30 protein-coding genes and 1 pseudogene are annotated in these 17583 nt (G+C 65.2%); 9 read left to right on the top strand and 22 right to left on the bottom strand.

Annotation, left to right across the window (positions count from 1 at the left end):
* Positions 1-34: 34 nt before the first annotated feature.
* Entirely contained in the window at positions 35-460 is a 426-nt protein-coding gene (locus BM396_RS33560; RefSeq protein WP_244538987.1) for a hypothetical protein, read from the bottom strand.
* A gap of 256 nt (positions 461-716) precedes the next feature.
* Here BM396_RS33560 and BM396_RS28555 point away from each other — a divergent pair, with 256 nt between their 5' ends.
* Positions 717-1070 (top strand): hypothetical protein, encoded by a 354-nt coding sequence (locus BM396_RS28555; protein ID WP_043388365.1) that lies wholly within the window; start codon positions 717-719, stop codon positions 1068-1070.
* 87 nt (positions 1071-1157) lie between these two features.
* Here the strand turns inward: BM396_RS28555 and BM396_RS28550 are convergent, their stop codons facing one another.
* The 4 genes from BM396_RS28550 to BM396_RS32400 form a co-directional block, all read right to left on the bottom strand.
* Entirely contained in the window at positions 1158-1619 is a 462-nt protein-coding gene (locus tag BM396_RS28550) for a hypothetical protein (protein WP_043388367.1), read from the bottom strand.
* 300 nt (positions 1620-1919) lie between these two features.
* Positions 1920-2222 carry a ribbon-helix-helix domain-containing protein gene (locus tag BM396_RS28545; protein WP_139239567.1) on the bottom strand — a complete coding sequence of 101 codons (303 nt, stop codon included), beginning with the start codon at positions 2220-2222 and terminating at the stop codon, positions 1920-1922.
* Complete coding sequence (locus BM396_RS28540; protein WP_043388373.1) at positions 2219-2869, bottom strand: ParA family protein; 651 nt, start codon at positions 2867-2869, stop codon at positions 2219-2221. Before BM396_RS28540 ends, BM396_RS28545 begins: the two co-directional genes overlap by 4 nt.
* Positions 2866-3096, bottom strand: coding sequence for a hypothetical protein (locus BM396_RS32400; protein ID WP_139239566.1), 231 nt, complete (start codon positions 3094-3096; stop codon positions 2866-2868). Before BM396_RS32400 ends, BM396_RS28540 begins: the two co-directional genes overlap by 4 nt.
* Positions 3097-3324: 228 nt before the next feature.
* On the opposite strand from BM396_RS32400, the gene BM396_RS28535 reads away from it, so the two are divergent.
* Both BM396_RS28535 and BM396_RS28530 read left to right on the top strand, forming a co-directional pair.
* Entirely contained in the window at positions 3325-3567 is a 243-nt protein-coding gene (locus BM396_RS28535) for a hypothetical protein (protein WP_091995228.1), read from the top strand.
* Positions 3568-3572: 5 nt separating this feature from the next.
* The gene (locus BM396_RS28530; protein ID WP_043388511.1) at positions 3573-4448 is read left to right on the top strand and encodes a tyrosine-type recombinase/integrase; all 876 of its coding nucleotides are present in this window, start codon (positions 3573-3575) and stop codon (positions 4446-4448) included.
* 206 nt (positions 4449-4654) lie between these two features.
* Here BM396_RS28530 and BM396_RS33555 read toward each other — a convergent pair whose 3' ends face one another.
* The 3 genes from BM396_RS33555 to BM396_RS28510 form a co-directional block, all read right to left on the bottom strand.
* The gene (locus BM396_RS33555) at positions 4655-4855 is read right to left on the bottom strand and encodes a hypothetical protein (protein WP_081948892.1); all 201 of its coding nucleotides are present in this window, start codon (positions 4853-4855) and stop codon (positions 4655-4657) included.
* Between the two features lie 42 nt (positions 4856-4897).
* Positions 4898-5266 (bottom strand): DUF6481 family protein, encoded by a 369-nt coding sequence (locus BM396_RS28515; RefSeq protein ID WP_244538986.1) that lies wholly within the window; start codon positions 5264-5266, stop codon positions 4898-4900.
* A 105-nt stretch (positions 5267-5371) separates the two neighbouring features.
* A complete protein-coding gene (locus BM396_RS28510; protein ID WP_043388508.1) occupies positions 5372-5581 on the bottom strand; it encodes a cold-shock protein in 210 nt (69 codons plus the stop codon).
* A 494-nt stretch (positions 5582-6075) separates the two neighbouring features.
* On the opposite strand from BM396_RS28510, the gene pqqA reads away from it, so the two are divergent.
* On the top strand, positions 6076-6165 hold the full coding sequence (gene pqqA / locus BM396_RS28505) for a pyrroloquinoline quinone precursor peptide PqqA (RefSeq protein ID WP_043388520.1): 90 nt from the start codon (positions 6076-6078) through the stop codon (positions 6163-6165).
* 276 nt (positions 6166-6441) lie between these two features.
* On the opposite strand, the gene BM396_RS28500 is transcribed toward pqqA, so the two are convergent.
* A complete protein-coding gene (locus tag BM396_RS28500; RefSeq protein WP_043388522.1) occupies positions 6442-6864 on the bottom strand; it encodes a Ros/MucR family transcriptional regulator in 423 nt (140 codons plus the stop codon).
* Positions 6865-7249: 385 nt separating this feature from the next.
* On the opposite strand from BM396_RS28500, the gene BM396_RS28495 reads away from it, so the two are divergent.
* Positions 7250-8404 (top strand): coiled-coil domain-containing protein, encoded by a 1155-nt coding sequence (locus BM396_RS28495; protein WP_091995225.1) that lies wholly within the window; start codon positions 7250-7252, stop codon positions 8402-8404.
* A gap of 427 nt (positions 8405-8831) precedes the next feature.
* Here the strand turns inward: BM396_RS28495 and BM396_RS28490 are convergent, their stop codons facing one another.
* The 9 genes from BM396_RS28490 to BM396_RS28450 form a co-directional block, all read right to left on the bottom strand.
* Positions 8832-9263 carry a hypothetical protein gene (locus BM396_RS28490; RefSeq protein ID WP_043388125.1) on the bottom strand — a complete coding sequence of 144 codons (432 nt, stop codon included), beginning with the start codon at positions 9261-9263 and terminating at the stop codon, positions 8832-8834.
* Positions 9260-9523, bottom strand: a complete 264-nt coding sequence (locus BM396_RS28485; protein ID WP_043388124.1) for a hypothetical protein — start codon at positions 9521-9523, stop codon at positions 9260-9262. Before BM396_RS28485 ends, BM396_RS28490 begins: the two co-directional genes overlap by 4 nt.
* Positions 9524-9746: 223 nt before the next feature.
* Entirely contained in the window at positions 9747-10088 is a 342-nt protein-coding gene (locus tag BM396_RS28480) for a hypothetical protein (protein ID WP_139239565.1), read from the bottom strand.
* Positions 10085-10525 carry a DUF5681 domain-containing protein gene (locus tag BM396_RS28475; RefSeq protein ID WP_348273031.1) on the bottom strand — a complete coding sequence of 147 codons (441 nt, stop codon included), beginning with the start codon at positions 10523-10525 and terminating at the stop codon, positions 10085-10087. The genes BM396_RS28480 and BM396_RS28475 overlap by 4 nt, the downstream gene beginning before the upstream one ends.
* Before the next feature lie 361 nt (positions 10526-10886).
* The gene (locus tag BM396_RS33040) at positions 10887-11036 is read right to left on the bottom strand and encodes a hypothetical protein (RefSeq protein ID WP_158713323.1); all 150 of its coding nucleotides are present in this window, start codon (positions 11034-11036) and stop codon (positions 10887-10889) included.
* Positions 11036-11275 (bottom strand): hypothetical protein, encoded by a 240-nt coding sequence (locus tag BM396_RS28465; RefSeq protein ID WP_051976320.1) that lies wholly within the window; start codon positions 11273-11275, stop codon positions 11036-11038. Before BM396_RS28465 ends, BM396_RS33040 begins: the two co-directional genes overlap by 1 nt.
* Positions 11272-11475, bottom strand: a complete 204-nt coding sequence (locus BM396_RS28460; protein ID WP_139239564.1) for a hypothetical protein — start codon at positions 11473-11475, stop codon at positions 11272-11274. Before BM396_RS28460 ends, BM396_RS28465 begins: the two co-directional genes overlap by 4 nt.
* The gene (locus BM396_RS28455) at positions 11472-11777 is read right to left on the bottom strand and encodes a hypothetical protein (protein WP_043388117.1); all 306 of its coding nucleotides are present in this window, start codon (positions 11775-11777) and stop codon (positions 11472-11474) included. Before BM396_RS28455 ends, BM396_RS28460 begins: the two co-directional genes overlap by 4 nt.
* Before the next feature lie 12 nt (positions 11778-11789).
* Positions 11790-12014 carry a hypothetical protein gene (locus tag BM396_RS28450; protein WP_043388115.1) on the bottom strand — a complete coding sequence of 75 codons (225 nt, stop codon included), beginning with the start codon at positions 12012-12014 and terminating at the stop codon, positions 11790-11792.
* Positions 12015-12092: 78 nt separating this feature from the next.
* Between BM396_RS28450 and BM396_RS28445 the strand changes: the two genes are divergently transcribed.
* A complete protein-coding gene (locus BM396_RS28445) occupies positions 12093-12461 on the top strand; it encodes a hypothetical protein (RefSeq protein WP_043388114.1) in 369 nt (122 codons plus the stop codon).
* Between the two features lie 972 nt (positions 12462-13433).
* Here BM396_RS28445 and BM396_RS33035 read toward each other — a convergent pair.
* The gene (locus BM396_RS33035; RefSeq protein ID WP_158713322.1) at positions 13434-13589 is read right to left on the bottom strand and encodes a hypothetical protein; all 156 of its coding nucleotides are present in this window, start codon (positions 13587-13589) and stop codon (positions 13434-13436) included.
* 122 nt (positions 13590-13711) lie between these two features.
* Here BM396_RS33035 and BM396_RS28440 point away from each other — a divergent pair, with 122 nt between their 5' ends.
* Both BM396_RS28440 and BM396_RS28435 read left to right on the top strand, forming a co-directional pair.
* Positions 13712-14839, top strand: coding sequence for a hypothetical protein (locus BM396_RS28440; RefSeq protein ID WP_043388112.1), 1128 nt, complete (start codon positions 13712-13714; stop codon positions 14837-14839).
* Positions 14836-15462 carry a hypothetical protein gene (locus BM396_RS28435; RefSeq protein ID WP_139239563.1) on the top strand — a complete coding sequence of 209 codons (627 nt, stop codon included), beginning with the start codon at positions 14836-14838 and terminating at the stop codon, positions 15460-15462. The genes BM396_RS28440 and BM396_RS28435 overlap by 4 nt, the downstream gene beginning before the upstream one ends.
* A gap of 366 nt (positions 15463-15828) precedes the next feature.
* Here BM396_RS28435 and BM396_RS33550 read toward each other — a convergent pair whose 3' ends face one another.
* Complete coding sequence (locus BM396_RS33550) at positions 15829-16095, bottom strand: hypothetical protein (RefSeq protein WP_081948851.1); 267 nt, start codon at positions 16093-16095, stop codon at positions 15829-15831.
* Between the two features lie 396 nt (positions 16096-16491).
* Here BM396_RS33550 and BM396_RS28425 point away from each other — a divergent pair, with 396 nt between their 5' ends.
* Positions 16492-16734, top strand: a complete 243-nt coding sequence (locus BM396_RS28425; RefSeq protein WP_081948849.1) for a hypothetical protein — start codon at positions 16492-16494, stop codon at positions 16732-16734.
* A 172-nt stretch (positions 16735-16906) separates the two neighbouring features.
* Here BM396_RS28425 and BM396_RS28420 read toward each other — a convergent pair.
* Positions 16907-17239: pseudogene (locus BM396_RS28420) on the bottom strand (YihY/virulence factor BrkB family protein); the annotation flags it as partial.
* 74 nt (positions 17240-17313) lie between these two features.
* The coding region (locus BM396_RS28415) for an integrase core domain-containing protein (protein WP_139239562.1) at positions 17314-17583 on the bottom strand (270 nt) is incomplete at its 5' end.

Raw genomic sequence — 17583 nt, 5'->3', positions numbered from 1 at the left:
ACCAAGGCGCATCTGCGCCATTGGCCCGGTCGGCCTACGACTTCACTGCGGCCAGCTCTTGCAGCGTGAGGTCAACCGCACGGACGAGCCGCTCGGCAGCTTCGGCAACGGAGGGGTCTTGCGACGTCGCCATTGCGGCTTCCTGCAGCGTGCGAAACTCTCGAAGGCGCGCGGCTGGATCGGCCGCTCGGGCGATGGCTGACTGAACGAGGCCCTGGACCAGCTCGCGTGCTAAGCGCTCATCGAGGCCCGGCGCCATCCAGACCGACGACGGCGGAGAAGCCGTGTTCATGCACACTCCGGCTGTCGAGCGGGTCGGCCTGCGCCACTTCGGATGACGTCGGCCGTCCACTCGCTCGATCAGACCTTCATCCTCTAGGACGTCGCACGCCAGTTTGACGACCTCACCTCGCCGCCGCGCCGTGATGCCAGCCCGCTCGGCGAGCTGCAGAGTGCTCATGGGCTCGTCGGCAAGAGCGTTGAGGATGCGGGCACGGACCGAAGGTGGTCGGCTCATGGTCACACCAACCCTGTTAGCCCTGATATCGTCGGGCCGCCGTGGCCGCCGCGATCTCGTCGCCCGTCACCTCGGACTTCCGGCGCAGGTCGCCGACGCTGGGTATCTCTTTGGCCATGCCGGAGAGCTATCGCGCCTCCCCTGCCCCGTCCATCATCGTGCGCGTGGTGATAGGCATCGCACGTCAGGAGTACGAAGCATGGACGCCGTCACCCTTTCCGAACTCAGAGCCATAACTCTTGGCGCTCGCGCTCTGGAGGATGCTGCCCGCAAGCAGGCCGAGCGCGCCGAGCGCCTGATCACGCTCATTGAGCAGGAGACCGCGAAATCCGGGGATGCTGCCCTTAAGCGCCAGGACGGGCGTTTGACCGAGGCGGGCATCGCCGCCCTCAACGCTGCCTTCGAGGCGGGGGTGACCCTTACCGAGGCCGCCACGCAGTTCGGCATCCATCTCTCGGCCGCCTCATACCGCCGCTCGATCTGGCGTGCCGAGCGCAGCAGAGAACCTCAGGCCGCAGTGCAAGGAAATCTGGGAGAGCAGGGCTGCGAGTGACTGATCGTGCGCGGCAACGCCAGGAGCCGCTTCGTCTCGGCACACGTGACCAACAGCGCGGCTGCGGGTGAGTGTTTGGGATGGCGTTCAGGACGAAGAGCGCGTGGCCAAGCTGAACTGGATCGGCTCCTGGATGCGCCTGAAACGCATCCGCGCGCGGCCTCGGCGTGGCGCATAGGCTCGCTCGCGGACGAAGCGGTGCTCGATGAAGACATCCGGAAGGGCTGTCCTGCGGATCTGATGGAACCGGCGCAGTGTCCGGTGATGATCCCGAGGCTGACGCGCGTCCGGCAGGTCTGTCGCAGAATGAGCCTGGACGTTGGCTGGCGAGACGATGGACGGCTTGGGCTCTTGGCGGGGTAGGTCGGCCCAGCGCCTTGGACCAATAGCCTCCTGTTCAAGGTCGGCAGGGGGGGCGCTCCTGACCGCGCTCACTTCGCGCGCGATGGGGAGAGCGGGCGCATGCTTCGGCAGCAGGGCGGTGTAGACAGCTGCCCAGAGCGCCACGCCGGCGAGGACTGAACCGGCAAGGACGGCGTGGTTGGTCATCGCGGCGGAAACCGCCGGTGCGGTACTCCGTTCCTGCCAAGGTGCAACTTCGCGGCCTGCTCCGCAGAAGCTACGTAGCTGAGGGGAAAGGCACTGAGACTGCCGGGCGGCCGCACTCTCGCAGCTCGCCCGGCTCGCTCACATCCCGACCGCTACACGGCTGGCAGAGCCGTAAATAGGCATCGCCGCATTGTCGTAGCACGCTATGGTGCTAGCAAATTAGCGCGGCACGGCCGCATGACCGTGCGAGTGCATGCCGATAGTGAAATGCTGTCGTGACGATGCACGGCGCTGCCGGCGTTACGCCACCGGCGGCTTGCCGTACTTCGCGAGCACGTCGTTGATGGCCTCTGTCATCACATCTTGCAGCGTCACCTCGCGGTCCAAGGCAACTAGCTTAAGGGCCTTCCACGCCTCGGGCCTTGCGCGCACTAGGATCCCACGGCGACCGTCTGGCTGACGCTTACCACGCGGCGCCTTCGCCGTGGCGGTCTCGGCCTGCGCGGCGCTCTCCATCACGGCGAGTGGCGCGGCAGTAACTGGCTCGTTGGCCTTTGGGGCGAGCCTGGCTCCGAGATTGGCGAACGACGGCTTCTTGCTCACTTCTTCGACCCCTTGATGCCGAGCGCGCGACGCGTCTCCTGCCACAGCTCCGAAACCTCGCTGGCCGCGGCGCTGCCGGGCTCGAACTCGCCGACCGCCTGACCGCTGGCGAGCGCATGGGCGAATGCGGCCCGGGTTGTGATCTGGCCGGCCCACGGGGTCGCGTTCATCGCGAACAGCGCGTCCCGGGCCTCGGTCACGACGTGCGCAGTCTGGACGCCTCGCCGAGGCGGTGCCGAGTTAATGACCGGGAGCGTCGGCTTGTTGATCGCCCGAGCCATCTCGAGCGTCGCGGCGACGGCAGCGATGTCGAACACCGCCGGTCGGAACGGGATGATAGCGAGGTCGGCTACACGCATGGCGGCGGCGATGTCTGCGGTGTTGTGTGGCGGGGTGTCGACGAAGCACCATCCAACACCGTCCTTGCGCGCCGCCTCAATGGTGTCGGGCAAGTCGCGCGCCTCGCATTTCACTAAGACAGGGGTCTCGGCCTGGCGTAGCTCGTGCCAGAGGGCGAGGCTGCCCTGCGGATCGGTATCGATCAGGAGTGCCGGCGCATCCGGCTTATCGGCATAGACGGATAGGTGCGCGCACAACGTGCTCTTGCCGCTGCCGCCCTTTCGGCTGGTGAAGGCAACAACTCTCACGGCTGGCCTCCGACAAGCGGGCCCCAAGTCGAACACTCGACATCAGCCCCATCCATCGCCTTGTGGCTTGGGATGTGAACACAGGATGCGATGCCACGCGTCCAGCGATCATAGACCCGAAAACTGGCAGAACTGCCGCCTTCGGCGAAATCGTAGCGCACGAAGTAGGCGTGTGAACCGGCGACGATCACTGCCCCGGCAATGATAGATGCTGCGATGGCGTGCAACGCCCATGCTCCCGTGTCTCGCGATCACCGTGCGGCCGAAGCGTGAAAGCGCCGTTAACCGCTGCGCTGCTGCCTAGGTATTCATTTATTGAACCAGCGTCGTGTCATCGTTCGGGCGCAGCGGCGTATCGTGCTAGCGCCGTAGCTTCGTCGCTTGCTGCGGCGCTGGCGTTGTGGCATCGTTCTGAACGCAAGACAAGATCTGTTATCTTGCGTTCGGGGGATGCCATGGATGTCGTCGTGACGCCGACCGGGTCAGCAGGCACTTCGTGGAGCCTGAAGGACCGGCTCGGCCGCCCGCTCGGCGCAATCGAGCTGTCCGGTCTCGCGACCGGGTTCGAGATCAAGCCCGAGCTGAGCGGCGGCTTGCGGGCCGTCCCGACTTTCCATGCGACGCTCAACGACGCCATGACGGCCATCGCGCGGCACATGCAGGGCGAGTGCACCCTCGACAGCCAGGATTGGGACTGATCGCGATGTCCGCGCTGCCGGCCGTCATCACCCCCATCGAGGCCCCGCTGCCCGCGCAGGCCGATGACGACGCGCAGATGGTCCGGCTGTGGCTAGCCCGGTCCTCGAGCCCGAACACACGCCGGAACTACGAGCGCGAGGCCCGGCGCTTCCTGTCGCATATCGGCAAGCCGCTCGGCTCGGTCCGGATGGGTGACCTGCAGGACTACATCGCCAGCCGGCCCGGCTCCTCGGCCACGGTCGCGCTAACCGCCGCCGCACTCAAGAGCCTGTTCGCCTTCGCTCAAGAGGTCGGCTACCTGCGGTTCAACATCGGCGCGGCCGTGAAGGTGCCGCCGATCAAGAACACGCTCGCCGAGCGGATCATGGCCGAGGCCGACGCGCTGCTGATGATCCGGCAGGAGCCGAGCTTGCGAAACCGCGTGCTGCTGACCGTGCTCTACGGGGGCGGCCTGCGCATCTCGGAGGTCTGCGGCCTGCGCTGGCGGGATCTCGCGGCCCGGGATGAGGCCGGGCAGGCGACCGTGTTCGGCAAGGGCGGAAAGACCCGTGCGGTCCTGCTCTCGGCCGCGACCTGGACGGTGCTCACAGCACTCCGGGGTGATGCGCCGGCCGATGCACCCGTGTTCCGGTCGCGGAAGGGTGGGGCGCTCGACCCGAGCGCGGTCCACCGGGTCGTGAAGGCCGCCGCCGCTCGCGCTGGCCTGCCGGCCGAGGTCTCGGCGCATTGGCTCCGGCACGCCCATGCGTCGCACAGCCTCGACCGCGGCGCGCCAATCCATCTCGTGCAGGCCACGCTGGGGCACGCCTCAGTGGCGACGACAGGGCGCTATCTGCACGCCCGGCCCTCGGAAAGCTCGGCGAGGTTCCTAGGGGTGTAGACTAGTATGTCGGCACGAGCGCACGGAGCTACGGTGCTAGCACGGCAGCAACGTGCCGATGTCGCCCGCATCATGGATCAGTCCGGCCACCGGGATCCGCGGACCGTCGTCGGCTATATCCGCCGGGCGAACGCCTTCAAGGGGCACTCGGGGAGCGGGTTTCTGTAGCTTTTGACCACCACAAGATCCCGCTCGTCTAAAACCGTTCAGGAGGCACGAACGAGTTCGTCTTCTCGCACAGCGCGCTCACCGCTTGGGGATTTAATCCGATAGCAGGGCTCGCCTGATCGGTCGTCCGGCATAAGTCGAACCACCTCAAAGAGGCCATCGACGACGCTACTCTTGTTGCCGGCGTAGGTGGTCCCGATCTGCCGGACGTTTTGACCGATCTTGAACTTGTGAGACATCTCTCGTCCTCCAGTAATAACGCTTTGCGGGCCGGGGCTGGCCTACCGCCGGGCCTTCACCTTGGCCTTCCGCGCTGCAAAGCGTGCGTCACGTGCGGCCTTCTGCTCGGCAGCGAGTGCAGCCTGCCGTTCCGCCTTCTCGGCAGCTTGGCGGACGAGTTCCGCTGCAGCACGCTCCCTTGCAACAAGGGCTTCAGCTTCGCGCTCAGCCTCGGCTGCCAGACGGGCGATTTCCCGCTCGGCGATCCGCACGTCTCGCGCCTGAACGACAGCGCGCTGTGCAGCCTGCCGTGCGAGGACGACCGGATCATCGGCTGCGGGGCGTGCCCGGAAGCGGGCGAGTGTGGCCTGCCGCGCTTTGGCGGTCGCCTCAAGACGATCAACGAGCTGGTTGGTTTTGAATTGACCCACGTACATTCCTTATGCGCACCACGGCTCAGCCAGGGTGGCGAGAAACAGATGAAGCCGCTCCCAAGGGAACGGCTTCGAAACTCGTCAGAGGCAGATGAGCGAGGCTCAAGCAGCCTGGAGCTGGCCGGCGGACTGCTTACCAGTGCGGCGGTCGGACTCCATCTCGTAGGAGATCTTCTGACCCTCGATCAGGTTGCGCATGCCGGCGCGCTCGACGGCGGAGATGTGGACGAACACGTCCTTGCCACCGTCATCCGGCTGGATGAAGCCGAAGCCCTTGGTGTCGTTGAACCACTTAACGGTGCCGATGCTCATAGGTATTCCATATCATATTAGGCAAGAAAATAGGTCGAACGCATGCACCGCACGCGCTCGGTCGCTGATTGTCGAAAATGGGAGAGATGCAGAGCGCTCGCCCTGTTCAGGCGATACGGCCGAATATCTGGCCAAAAGTCGATTTATCATCTGTACGCCATCGGCGCGATAATCACAACCACAAATCCGGACCAGAAAAAAACTGCCTGGAGGCTCCGATATCTCGGGCTCACGAGCCGCAATGCGCTGCACATCAGAGCCGGCGCTAGGACACCTATTCCGGAGAGCCGCGAAAGGCGCCCTGTCCCAGTCGCCCCGCGGTTGAAGGCTGCACCGGGCGCGAGAGGCCTGCATGAGAAAAATAGGGGTGGAAATTCCGATAAAACCCATAGATTGATTTGTTAAAGCCCTTCAGGCAGTGTTGCGAGATAGAAGTTGCGCCGCAACTTCAAATTCTTACGATCTTCTTATGAAGATTAACTGGGAGAAACACTATGGCTTGGTCCGCCCCCGTCGTTCAGGAAGTTTGCGTCGGCATGGAAGTCACCAGCTACGAGTCGGCTGAGATCGACACCTTCAACTAAGGGATCGGCGGAGGGCCGCGGGCCTTCACCAGTCCGACACCGGAAAAGCCGCCTCAGGGCGGCTTTCTTCGTTCTAGCCGCCCTCGACGCGAGAGATGAGGAGTTACCGCCCGGCAAAGTCATCTCTGCCGCGGCGCAATCAGGAAGCGCTTGATTGGCCCGCTCGTTAGTGAGAGCGGGACCGCCCCAGACGCCGTCGTAGCGTGGGACGGAGCAACGTCATCCGTGCTGCTGTCCAACAATCGATAACTTACGGGCAGCAGCCTTCGGGGGCGCCTACTTGCGCTGCTTCCCTAGCCCAAAGGACAGGGCGAGCGCCGAGCGTTGCTCGGAGTAGCCGACCGCAGTCATCGGGTAGTCGCGCGGGAGGCCCCATTTCTCGCGGTAGGCTTCGGGCGTGAGATCCCTGATCGTCAGGTGACGACGCAGGGTCTTGTAGGGCCTGCCGTCCTCGAAGCTGATCAGCGCGTCGTGGGTGATCGATTTCCGGATCTGCGTGGGTGTGGGCTTCTCGACCGCCGGAGCGCTGGCTGCATCACCTTGACCGAGCGCGGCGAGAGCGGCGTGAACGCCGCTAAGCAGCCCCGGTATGTCGGCAGGCCGGACAGGATTTTTCGACACGTAGGCGGAGACAATGTCGGACGTCAACGCGATGTAGTCGACAGGCTCAGTGCCGTTTGTTTCTACGTTTTGGTTCACGTTGCACCTGCGCTTTAGAAAGGCGGCACATTCTGCTGTCAGGATCTAAAACGCAATCGCGACATAAAATACAGGAGATTGATAGCCGTCGATAATTGAATGCTATCGGTGATGAGATGCGCATCTTGAGATTGCACCGCGCTACCGGTTCACTGCGCCGAGACCGACCCACGCTGCGGCTGGATCGTGCGGAGGCGGCGCTTGCCGTAGCGGTCATCCGGAAAGCCGTCGTTCGCGGGCTTCGGCGCCGGTGGGGTCCAGACCTTGTCGAGCAGCTGACCGATGAGGCCAAGGGCGTCGACCTGGTCGTTGACTCGTCGTGACAGGACCTATTCGCAGCGCTCTTGCGTTGAGCCCCGCATCCTTGGCGACGCGCGGGTGAACCATGGCAATCGATATCCAGTCGGAACTCCGCCGCCCCGTAGCCTTCAGCCTCGCCGTCCTAGCAGCCGTGCTGCTGATCTGGCTGCTCATCGTCACCGCCGTCCATGCCAAGAACCGCAGAGCCTTCGAGCAGCAGATCAGCTTGCTCCAGACGGAACAGGTCAGGCTGCAAGACGAGCTTACTCAACAGCAGCTGGCCACCGGCACGCTATCAGCCTTGCAGGCTAAGATCGCCAGGACGGAACAGCAGGGGCGGCAGGCCGCTCAAGACGCCGAGGAGGCGCAGGCTCGACTCGCGACGCTGCGCCAAGAGCAGCAGGCGGCCGAGCAGAAGACGAGTGAGGCCACGAAGGAGCAGCAGGCGCAAACACAGCGCTTAGGCGAGCTGCAGACCCAGGTTCAGCAAGCCGAGCAGAAGATCGCGCCACTGCGCGAGGCGGCGGACAAGGCCGATCAGGCCGCTAAAGCCCGCACTCAGGATCTGGCAAGTGTCGGCGCGCGGCTGGAGGAGGCACGCCAGCAGGAGGCCAAGCTGCGCAGCGACCTCGCAGCCTTGACACAGGAGAGCGCCGCCAAGACGGCTGAACTCGCGAAAGCCGAGCAGAGCCAGCAGACGGCCCGCGAGGGGGCTGCAGCCGCGCAGAAGGCCCTCTCGGACGCGAAGGCCGAGGCCGAGAAGGCATCCAAGCAGCGCGCCGACCTTGAGCAGGCCATCAGCGGCCTGAGTGCGAGCAGAGACAAGCTGGCGGCAGACGTCGACCGAACCGGCCAGCAGCTCCAACAGGCACGGGACAGCCTCGCCTCTGCGCAGAAAGACGAGGCCACCGCTCAGGCGGATCGGGATCGTATCGCCGCTGAGCGCACTCAGACCGAAGCTGCGGTCAAGAAGCTTCAGGATACCCGGGACGGGTTGAGCGCCGAACTAACGGCTCTGCAGAAGCGGGAGGCTGACGCCCAGGCGCAGCTCTCCACGCTGAGCGACAGCTTGGCTAGACGAAACAAGGAACTGGCCGACCTCGACAGGCAGGTACAGTCGGCACGGCAAGAACTGGCAGACCTTCAAAGCCAACTAGCAAGCGGCCGCAAGCGGCTCTCAGACCAGCCCGTGCCAGCAGCGCCGGCGCAGTCCCTGGGCGCCGAACCGAAGCCGCAGTGACATGGCTATGTGACGCGCCACTGGCTCACTGAGCCTAGGCCGCCCCGAGCTGGACACCGCGACTCAGTGCTCAGTGACGAACCTCACTGCCCACTCATCGGCCGTCAGCTCCGGACCGGTGAGGCACAGCATGCTGTTATTGAGGGTGGCCTTCGTCCCAGCGCAGCCCGCTGTCAGGCGTCGGCGCAGCGGGCTCATGTCCAAGGCGCCGCAGCGCCCCGGCACATTTCGGCGTAATCCGAGGCAAGCTGCTGCACAGTCGCCGTCGCCCAGTAGGCCACAGCACGCGGGTCCGGCTCCTCCGGCTCGTGCAGAGACGCCCCGTAGCACCGGGCGGCTTCAGCCGCGTGCTCGGGCGTGAACCGAACGGGCGCCGCAGTTCGGACCGCCTCCAGCGCTGCTAGGCGCTTACTCAGGATCGGGGTCGTCACAGGCTCAGCCACTCCGCCGCGAGCCGGATGGCCCCTTCCGCATCGTCGATCCTGGGGGCCGACCTGAACTCCTCGGGCATGTCTGACACCAGGGATCGGATCGCCGTCTCGTTGTTCCCCATCCCCGCCGAGACACCACCACCCCGCTCGTTGAGGAGAGCCGCGACCGCCACGCTGTGCCGGGAATTCCACTCGATGAAGGCGGTCCCCTCGGACTGCATCGCAGCCCGCATAGCCGTGGCCTGATCGTAGCCAAGCGCCCGCGCGGTGCCTTCCGCAATGGCCTCGTGGGGCTGGAGACCACCCGCGTGCACGGCCAGGAGCAGCCACAGCAGCCGGATGCCGGGGGTGAATGCGTTCGCGAGGGCAGGGGGCGGAGCTGCCTGCCCCTCAAGACGGGCGAGCCGCGCCATCAGGTTCGGGGTCATCGGTACGCCTCCAAGGACTCAGCCCGCACGCCGTAGAAGGTCAGCGCATGGGCGAGGCGGTCGCTGTCGTCGTGCTCCGACCAGTCGGGGTTTTGGGACTTGGCGCCAGCCCATTCATCGAGGGCCGCGCACATCAGCCGGGAGCCGCGCTGTTCAGGATCAGGGCAGCCGTCAGCCTCATAGCGCTCGCACAGGGCGGCGTGTGCCTGTTCTATCCGCCGCTGCCAGTCGTCGGGCTCAACCTCGGCACGGGCCTCCATGTCGTTGTGGTCGGCGTAGCCGAGCCCGCGCGCAAAACCGTCGCCGAAGGTGTCCTCAAGGTAAGACGGGGCGGATCTACGTGGGCGAGGATAGCCGCCCAGCGCGATAGCGACAGCACGGAGCCCACACACACACGCACCAATTCGGGCGACACGGCTCCTGAGCCATCCTGGGCCGCCCGCACGGCCTCCAGGCGGGAGAGCCTGTCCATCAGCTTCGGCGTCATTGCAGCCCCCGTGGGCTCTCCAGGCGAAACGTGAAGCGCTCGCAGTTCTTCGGCCAGCGTCCGGCCGCCGGAGCCGCTGAGCGCGCCTCCTCCGTCAGAAGGGCAGGCGACAGGTCGTGCGGTGGCTCATCCTCGGTCATCCCGCAGGCTCCGACGTTCATCACGAACACGTCGTCGTCCTCATGGATGGCGTGCCCCCGGTCCTTCAGGAAGGTGACGATCTCGCCGACCCGGGTCCCGTGCGGTGCCTCGACCCGGAAGATGAGGTGCTTGCCGGTCGTGGGCGAGATCGTGTTCGCCTCCAGCCGGGCCAGCCTGTCCATTGCGCGTGGTGTCATCGCCGTCCTCCCTTGTCGCCTGTGGCCTGCTCCAGGGCGGCGAGGCGCCCGGCGAAAGCCACGGCCTCAATAGCCTTCACGTGCGCATCGACGAGCTTCGACAATTCGGCCGCCTCGCTCGGGGTGATCTCGCCGTCCGCCACGCCCTGCATCAGCGCGCGGGTCGCCTTGGTCAGATTGGCCGTGGTCTCGATCTCCGGAAGGGTGAAGGTGATCGGCCGATCCTTCCGCACCGGGATTAACCGGTCGAGACACAACCGGAGTGCGACTGGATCTCCGTCCTTCGCCATTTCCACGGCCTTGTTGAGGATCGCCTCGGCATCGCCGTCGAGGATCTTCTCAAGGGCCTGGGTCGCACGGTTGCGCGAGCCCTTGGGCCGCCCCGCAGGGTTCCCAGACCGGCCTTCCTCAAACGGTTTTCCGTCGCCTCGCATCATCAACACTCGCGGTCAGGCTGGCTGTTAAGATCAGTCAGGGAACAGCCAGGTCGGCCGTCCCGTGATGATATATAGCACTTGCTATGAAATTTCACGTAGGCGTTCCGAAGGGTGCATACTCAGATCGCGAGCGCCCTCAGCTCGCCGGGCGATTACCCGCGGCCCGCCTCATGTCGATGCATCGATCAAAAGCGTCAGTGAAGTCGTGGGAGGTGAGGCCTGAAAAGACCTTTCTCACCTCTGCGTAGAGCGCCCGGAAATTCGTCGCACCATCGCTGGCGTGAGGGTAGGGCGAAGCCATCGTCAGCATGTGCTTGGCGACATCGTCTGTGGTGTAGGACGGGGCCATCTCATCACTACGTCAGGTGGGGTCGCCATCGACGTGTTCGCTGCCGGCCATCAACAGACGGGCAGCTTCGGCGAGTTTCCGAAGCGCCGCAACCGCGGCGTGATGCTGGACGCGGCTCGCATCGTCCCGAAACTCCAGCGTCACCGCCGCAGTGAGTGCCATCAGCCGCGCTCCGTGATGCCGGACCATGCTGCGGCCAGGATGGCAGCGCGGGTCTTGGCACGGCGAGGGTCTGCGGCCGCGATCTCGCGCTGTATGGCGTCGAGGGTTGCGGGCCCGCCGGCCGCGTGCGCCTCGCGCCCCTTGCGGGTGAGGGCACTCCGGAAGGCGAGGGCTGCCGGAGCCTCCACGCCGTGGCGCTCGATGCTCTCGACGAGGGCGAGGATGCTGGCGGCGGTCATGCGCTTGGCTCCAGCTGGCACGCCTCGAACGGCACGCCGGGGTGCCCCGCCAACTCGCGGGCGGCCTCCTCGCCGAAGATCAGCGCGGCCTGGGCCACCAGCTCGTGGCGGGCGGGCTCGGTCAGGTCGGTCTCGTCGTCGAGATCGGGACCGGGACGGCGGCGCTCGGGCGCGCGGCGGGACATAGCAGCTCCTTTCATTCAGCGAGAAGATCGGCCCACGCTGCGGTGAGCACAGCTTTGCGGCGGACACGGTTGATCGGATCCATCGCCGCGATCCCGTTGATCAAAGCGGTGACCTGGGCGGGGGAGCCGTCGAACCACGTCGCGGCCTCCCTGAGCCTGCGCAGCGCGTCGGAACGCGCGGCCGGCGCCGGCGCATTGTTGGTGGAGGCGAGAACGGCGAGAGCCGAGATGATGCTGACCGCGGGTGGCGCCGCCTCCTCGGCCGAGACGTACCGCTCGATGAGGTCGCACACGATGTCGAAGGGATCGCGGGGCATGGCGGCTCCCCCTCAGGCTGCAAGTCTATTCAACGCGGCGTAGCTCGCCAGGATCTGGCGGCGGTCATTGGCAGCCAGCGCATCGAGGGCGCGGATCGCGGGCTCCAGCGCGGTCGGGTCCGTCTCAGCCTGGGCGAGGAGCTGGCACAGAGCGGCATCGCGCGGGCCGGTCTGGAGGTGGCCGGTCTGGCGCAGGGATCGGAGCCGTGCTCGCAGCTCGGCAAGGAATGACAACACCTCGACGCCCGAAGTCCGTCGGGATGCGTTGTCTTCTACGACAGGGCGCGTCCGCCGCTGCTCGCTAAGGATCCCCCGATGCACGTCATCAGTTGGCTGATCTCCAAGATTGTCCATTTCTTTCTCGGCAGCGGAGATGAGCGAAGAAGCTCCGCTATGGCTAAAGAGAAAGAGGCGGGGGTTTACGTGGGCGAAACTGAGACAAAGGCCAGAAACTTCGAAGACGACTATCATGCCGCCACAAACATGCTGAGGACGCGGATGGATAGGAGCTTCCCCGACAACTACCACGCAAGGCTGAGTTCCGGCGAGAACAGCCCCTACGATTACGGAGAGGATCGCGCACTTGCCGTCGACACCACGTCGACCGCGATAGCCATGGCGCTGCGGGAGGGAGCCACTGTGAGGCAGGCGGCTGAAGCGGGCGCGGCGAGCGTGGATATCTAACCTAACAGGCAGCGCCTCGGCTGCGGCTCTCCACCTCCACCTCGTGTGGCCTGTCGACAGGTGCACGACGGCGCGTAGGCAGCGGAGGCGCGCCGTGCGCTCGGACTGTCGATGTCGAGGCGGAACGGGCCCCAGGCTTCGGACGCGGGGATCACCGGCCGAACTCCCACCAAGATAAGCCCAGAGGCTGCCCGGGCTTCTCGTGTCTCGTCGTGGGGCGGATGGCCACCGAGTTGCTCTGCACCGTCCTCAGCGCGTGCTCGTAGAGCGTCAGCGGCGCCGATTTCTGATGACCCTCGGCAGCCTACTGCGCCCACTCCATCCAGACTAGCCGGAGCGATAGGAACAAAACTGGAACTCGTACAGTTACGCTGGCATAGCCAGCTCCCCTGCGGAGCCATGGTCCGGGTGGCTAGTCAGGCCAGATCCGGGAGACCATGTCATCGTCCGGAGGGCACCGGCAGCAAGCGGCGGATCTCCGCCGCAGGAGCGGGAATGGGGTAGCCCCTCACCCGCAGACAACCGCAGCGCGGATCAATGCGCGCCCGGTTCGCTCCGCGTCAGACCTCGGCAGAGGTGAAGCGGCGAGTAAAGGCCGACCGCCTGACCCCGGCCTGCCCGACAGGGTTTCGTCCATCGATCTATGTGACCAGTACGGCAGGCTCCGGCACGTCAGGTCGCAGGCTTCGTCTCCAGTAGGCGAAGCTATGCTCCCACCCAGCCCACCAACACATCAGGGATTGCCGCCCTGGCCATCTACACGCCTACAGCCTTACGAGATTAATCCTTCTCGCTTCAGCAGAGCGGTCGCGCACAATACAGACTGGGAACGGGTCAGCGCCAGCTCGTGGATCAACACGCAACAGCGTCTTACTCTGATCTGGAGTGTAATTCAGGGTACGCATCTTGAGCTTTGCGGTTCCGGCCCCAGATTAGCAGGTAACCTCTCCAGGGATAGCCGTGCTCGACGCCCTAGCCTGTTCGATTGCTCAGACTGCCGCCGACGTTCTCGGCCATCGCAGCGACGCACACGGTGGTATCGTGGTCCCAGATGAAGATATCGGGGCCTATCTTTGGTTTGAGCGTGGGTTCCGCGATCACGACACCCTCGTGCAGCTCATCAACCACACGCGCCGGATCCTAGACGAAAAACTACCCCCACGGCTGGCCTCTCGGTCCCGGAAACCCATGCAACTCAGCCTAGACCTAGAGGCTGCTTGATGGGCCGCTGGGATACTGAGCCTCCTCGGATGTTCGATATCTTTGACCGCAGCGACGCTGAGGCGGTGAAGCGGGCTCGTGCGCAGTCACAGGCAGTTGCTCTTGAACGGAAGATCCGGCGCCGCCGCAACAAGCGCTCGAACTGGACAGGCGACCGTCAGACCCTCAGCGAGATCGGCACCCTCATCCAATATCGCCACCGTGGGCCGTGCGATACCGACGACAGCGAAGCCTACCTGCGCGCCGCTGTCCCCTGGCTCATCATCAAGGCGGGCGGGTTCGAGGCCGAGGATCTGGAACAACGTGTTGCGGAGTGGACCGCAGGAGCCGTCCCGCGTCTGGGCCTTAGTGCGATCCGCACCTGCATCGCCGAAGCCCGAGGGCGCAACATCCGCAAGCGCCTATGGTCAGCGCAGGAGCTAGGAAACCTGCTGCGCCTCTCGGTAAACGAACGCGAGCGGTTGAGGCTCACGCGGATCCGCCCAGCCGACATGACCCGCCAGCAGTTCAACAAGTACCAGCGGAAGCGGGAGGCCGAGCTGGCGAAGGCTCGGCGAGCCGCAAAGGGAGCCCGACCGCGGGAGCAATCGAAGGCGCAACTGAAGCCGTGGGACGCGCTCGGGATGAGCCGGGCGAAGTTCTACCGGATGCAGAAGGCAGGCACCCTCCCCGCCCAAATCCGGGACCGTGAGACTAATTCATCGGCAGCAGGTACGAAGTACCTACAGCCCCGGACGGGCCAGTCTCACACTTCAGAACAGACCGCTCTGGGTCCAGCGAGGAAGGCCAGCCCGATCCGTAGCGTCGGCGCTGACGGGCATTCGCCCAGGAGTATCCCGAAGATCGTTCGTACCGCTGAACCGCTTCCGCCACCGCTACCGGAGGGGAGAGGTTTTAGGCACCCCGACCTCTTCGAGGAGACGCTGACCCTCGGAGCCGCCGCACATTCGGTTATCGACGCGTACACGGGCGGTCGCATGCCTCCCGAGGTGATCCAAGCCGTGCATGAAGCCCAGCGGGTTCGGTTGCTGCAGCGGGAGGACGTCGCTCATCAAATTGGCGTCAGCCCTCCCCAGCTCTCCAACGCACTCAAGGGCCGCTTCGGGTTAAGTCCCAGGGCGGCAGCGAACCTGAAGGAATGGCTCGCAGCAGCATGACCAACGAGAAACCACGCACGGCGGTGGCGCAGCCCTACAAACCAACACCGGCTGAGACGGCCGCTATGAACCGCTACAGGGAGCGTACTGCCCGGCGGCCACCGGCTCGCATCAAAAGATCCAAAGGCGAAACCGGCGCCAGCGTGCGCCCGGACCACCCCGACCTCGCGACCGGCCTCTTCACCCTCATGGGCGCGCTTGGAACGGTCAGTCCCGAGTTCATGCATGGCCTTCTCAAGCAGGTGATGAACGCCGCCAGCCAAGGGCAGGAGGTCAGCGAGGCTGACACGAACTTCGTGCTGTCCGTCATCAACGGCATCGAACCGCGCGATGAGGTCGAGGCGATGCTCGGGGCGCAGATGGCGGCCGTTCACATGGCGAGCATGACCTTCGCGAGGCGGCTCGCGCACGTGGAGAACCTGCCTCAGCAGGAGGGTGCAGAGCGCGCGCTCAACAAATTGATGCGCACGTTCACCACGCAGATGGAGGCGTTGAAGCGCTACCGCAGCACCGGGCAGCAGGTAGTCCGGGTCGAGCGGGTCACCGTCGAAGCCGGCGGGCAGGCGATTGTCGGCTCGGTGACCACCTCCTCGGCCGGGGGAGAGGGTGACCATGGAAAGTAGCGTCAACCCCATGCACTTGGCCGCGCGCTGCACGGCGCGCTCGAAGCGGTCAGGCCAGCCCTGTCGTGCTCCGGCCGTGCGAGGGTATCGGGTCTGCCGGATGCACGGTGCTGGTGGCGGCGCGCCGGTGGGAAAGGCGAACGGCAACTACCGGCATGGTGGCCGGACGAACGAGCTGACCCAGACACTTCGGCTATGCCGCGCTTTGGGTCGGATCGCCCGTGAGATCGAGCCGTAGGTGGATCGGCGCCATCAGGCACATGCATCGGTCGCCAGAGCACCACCGTGTGCGCCGACCAAATTCCCGCCTATAAAAAAAGAGGCGGCCGCCGCGACGTTCGTCGACCAAGCGGAGCGCGCTGGTGCTTACGAGTGCCTGCGCCGCCGCTTGCGTGGCGCGGACGACTTAGGCTCACCCGCTGCTATTGCCGCACGGCAGGCTGGACTCAAGCTCGCCCTCCTGCTCAGCAGACACGCCCTAACCCGCCCGGCGTCAGGAATGTAGTTCTGACAGAGGCTCATGGCGTCGGGTGTGCAGGCTTGTTGCTGCTCGGGCGTGCCCTGTGAGAGCGCCGGAGAGGCCAGAGCAAAAACGGATAGCCCAAGGCAGGCGGTCTTCATCTTGATGGTCATGGCCCCTCACGCGCAACGCTTTGTCGACGCCCGCCAGGATACGAAGCTTGAGCGTAAAAGCGAGGCTTGTGGCCCGTCAGCGTTGGAACGGAACCCGGTTTCGGGAGCGGAAAGGATGCTGACCGCTGTTGAACATTACAGCCACTGGTCGGCGGCAGAGAACCTGGGCCGAACGGGAAAAACCCTCGCCGCGTGTTGAGGTCACGGCAGGGCTTCCCAAGAGCGAACGGGAGGAGGCCAAGTCCGTTCGACCCTTAGCCTGATGCGGCATAGTTAATTGGCCGCTGCCGCACATGCTTCTGTCCTGACGAATGTCCAGTTCAAACGCTGGGCTATACGCTGTTCGGAACAGCTACCTGCCGAGATTGTTGTCTGCTCTTATACGGGAGGACAACCGTGAAGCATCTCCTCGCAGGCGCGCTGATCGCAGCCGGACTACTCAGCGTTCCAGCTCTTCCGGCAGCTGCACAAAGCATCGACGTTGGGCCCGGTGGCGTGAGAGTTGATCCGCGCTCGCCGCGGGAGCGCGACCGGGACGAGATCCGTCGCGAGGAGCGTCGTGAGGAGTTCCGCGACGGGCGACGCGATCCGCTCCGCCGTGAGGAGCGCCTCCGTCGCGAGGATGACGACGATGATTGATCCGGATTGAGAGCGGACGATTGATCTATGTGCGGCGGGGTGAGTGCCCCGCCGTATCGATGTCAGTAGCAGCCCCGACGGTGGGGTCACCCAGTTCAAGCGCTTGCCCCTACCCTGACCTCAAAAGCCGCCGTCTCTATGCTGCGGTCGCAGGGCATCACTCGGTAGCGGCTCACTCCGCCGCAGCACCGACGCTGTCGGCCATCTTTGCTCCCCGCGCGCCGAGGGGCTGGGGCTCGCCCACAGTCGTGTCCTCGGCGGTTTGGTGCTCCATCTCGGCGTTCACCTGAGCGCCCAGCAGCACGATGATCGTCGAGATCCAGATCCAGGTCATGAAGCCGACGGCCGCTCCTAGCGACCCGTAAGTTTTGTTGTAGCTGCCGAAGTTCGACACGTACCAGGAGAACAGCAGCGAGGCGGACAGCCACAGCACGGCCGCCACGGCGCTCCCCGGCGTGGCCCAACGCCACCGCGGCGCGTCCCGGCTCGGGCCGTAGCGATAGAGTGTCCGTCGTCAGATGATTTGAGACGAGTCGGGAAGCTCAGGAACGGAGGCTCTGGTCCATCTGGATTGAGAGGTTAGGCAGCCTGCGCGTGATGGCGCAAGCGGCGGTCCATGAGGGTCTGGCGTTTGATCTGCGCCCGTTCACGCAAGATGGCCTCTCCGCGACCGAAGTAGACGTCGGCAGGGGTGAGGTTGCCCAGGCTCTCGTGAGCCCGAACATGGTTGTAGTGCTCCACGAAGGCGGCCACACGCGCCTCGAGTTCGCCGGGCAGGTAGGCATGTTCGAGCAGGATGCGGTTCTTGAGCGTCTGGTGCCAGCGCTCGATCTTGCCCTGCGTCTGAGG

The organism is Methylobacterium sp. UNCCL125, assembly GCF_900116795.1.
Taxonomy (GTDB): domain Bacteria; phylum Pseudomonadota; class Alphaproteobacteria; order Rhizobiales; family Beijerinckiaceae; genus Methylobacterium; species Methylobacterium fujisawaense.
Note: the sequence above shows the minus strand (reverse complement) of the source record. Positions and strands in the feature narration are given on the sequence as shown.

Bases quoted from the DNA above. Each gene is read 5' to 3' on its own strand.
- BM396_RS33560 (WP_244538987.1), bottom strand. From the start codon at position 460: ATGAGCACTCTGCAGCTCGCCGAGCGGGCTGGCATCACGGCGCGGCGG.
- BM396_RS28555 (WP_043388365.1), top strand. From the start codon at position 717: ATGGACGCCGTCACCCTTTCCGAACTCAGAGCCATAACTCTTGGCGCT.
- BM396_RS28550 (WP_043388367.1), bottom strand. From the start codon at position 1,619: ATGACCAACCACGCCGTCCTTGCCGGTTCAGTCCTCGCCGGCGTGGCG.
- BM396_RS28535 (WP_091995228.1), top strand. From the start codon at position 3,325: ATGGATGTCGTCGTGACGCCGACCGGGTCAGCAGGCACTTCGTGGAGC.
- BM396_RS28530 (WP_043388511.1), top strand. From the start codon at position 3,573: ATGTCCGCGCTGCCGGCCGTCATCACCCCCATCGAGGCCCCGCTGCCC.
- BM396_RS33555 (WP_081948892.1), bottom strand. From the start codon at position 4,855: ATGTCTCACAAGTTCAAGATCGGTCAAAACGTCCGGCAGATCGGGACC.
- BM396_RS28510 (WP_043388508.1), bottom strand. From the start codon at position 5,581: ATGAGCATCGGCACCGTTAAGTGGTTCAACGACACCAAGGGCTTCGGC.
- pqqA (WP_043388520.1), top strand. From the start codon at position 6,076: ATGGCTTGGTCCGCCCCCGTCGTTCAGGAAGTTTGCGTCGGCATGGAA.
- BM396_RS28495 (WP_091995225.1), top strand. From the start codon at position 7,250: ATGGCAATCGATATCCAGTCGGAACTCCGCCGCCCCGTAGCCTTCAGC.
- BM396_RS28490 (WP_043388125.1), bottom strand. From the start codon at position 9,263: ATGACCCCGAACCTGATGGCGCGGCTCGCCCGTCTTGAGGGGCAGGCA.
- BM396_RS28485 (WP_043388124.1), bottom strand. From the start codon at position 9,523: ATGGAGGCCCGTGCCGAGGTTGAGCCCGACGACTGGCAGCGGCGGATA.
- BM396_RS28480 (WP_139239565.1), bottom strand. From the start codon at position 10,088: ATGACACCACGCGCAATGGACAGGCTGGCCCGGCTGGAGGCGAACACG.
- BM396_RS28475 (WP_348273031.1), bottom strand. From the start codon at position 10,525: ATGATGCGAGGCGACGGAAAACCGTTTGAGGAAGGCCGGTCTGGGAAC.
- BM396_RS33040 (WP_158713323.1), bottom strand. From the start codon at position 11,036: ATGGCACTCACTGCGGCGGTGACGCTGGAGTTTCGGGACGATGCGAGC.
- BM396_RS28465 (WP_051976320.1), bottom strand. From the start codon at position 11,275: ATGACCGCCGCCAGCATCCTCGCCCTCGTCGAGAGCATCGAGCGCCAC.
- BM396_RS28460 (WP_139239564.1), bottom strand. From the start codon at position 11,475: ATGAAAGGAGCTGCTATGTCCCGCCGCGCGCCCGAGCGCCGCCGTCCC.
- BM396_RS28455 (WP_043388117.1), bottom strand. From the start codon at position 11,777: ATGCCCCGCGATCCCTTCGACATCGTGTGCGACCTCATCGAGCGGTAC.
- BM396_RS28445 (WP_043388114.1), top strand. From the start codon at position 12,093: ATGCACGTCATCAGTTGGCTGATCTCCAAGATTGTCCATTTCTTTCTC.
- BM396_RS28440 (WP_043388112.1), top strand. From the start codon at position 13,712: ATGTTCGATATCTTTGACCGCAGCGACGCTGAGGCGGTGAAGCGGGCT.
- BM396_RS28435 (WP_139239563.1), top strand. From the start codon at position 14,836: ATGACCAACGAGAAACCACGCACGGCGGTGGCGCAGCCCTACAAACCA.
- BM396_RS33550 (WP_081948851.1), bottom strand. From the start codon at position 16,095: ATGACCATCAAGATGAAGACCGCCTGCCTTGGGCTATCCGTTTTTGCT.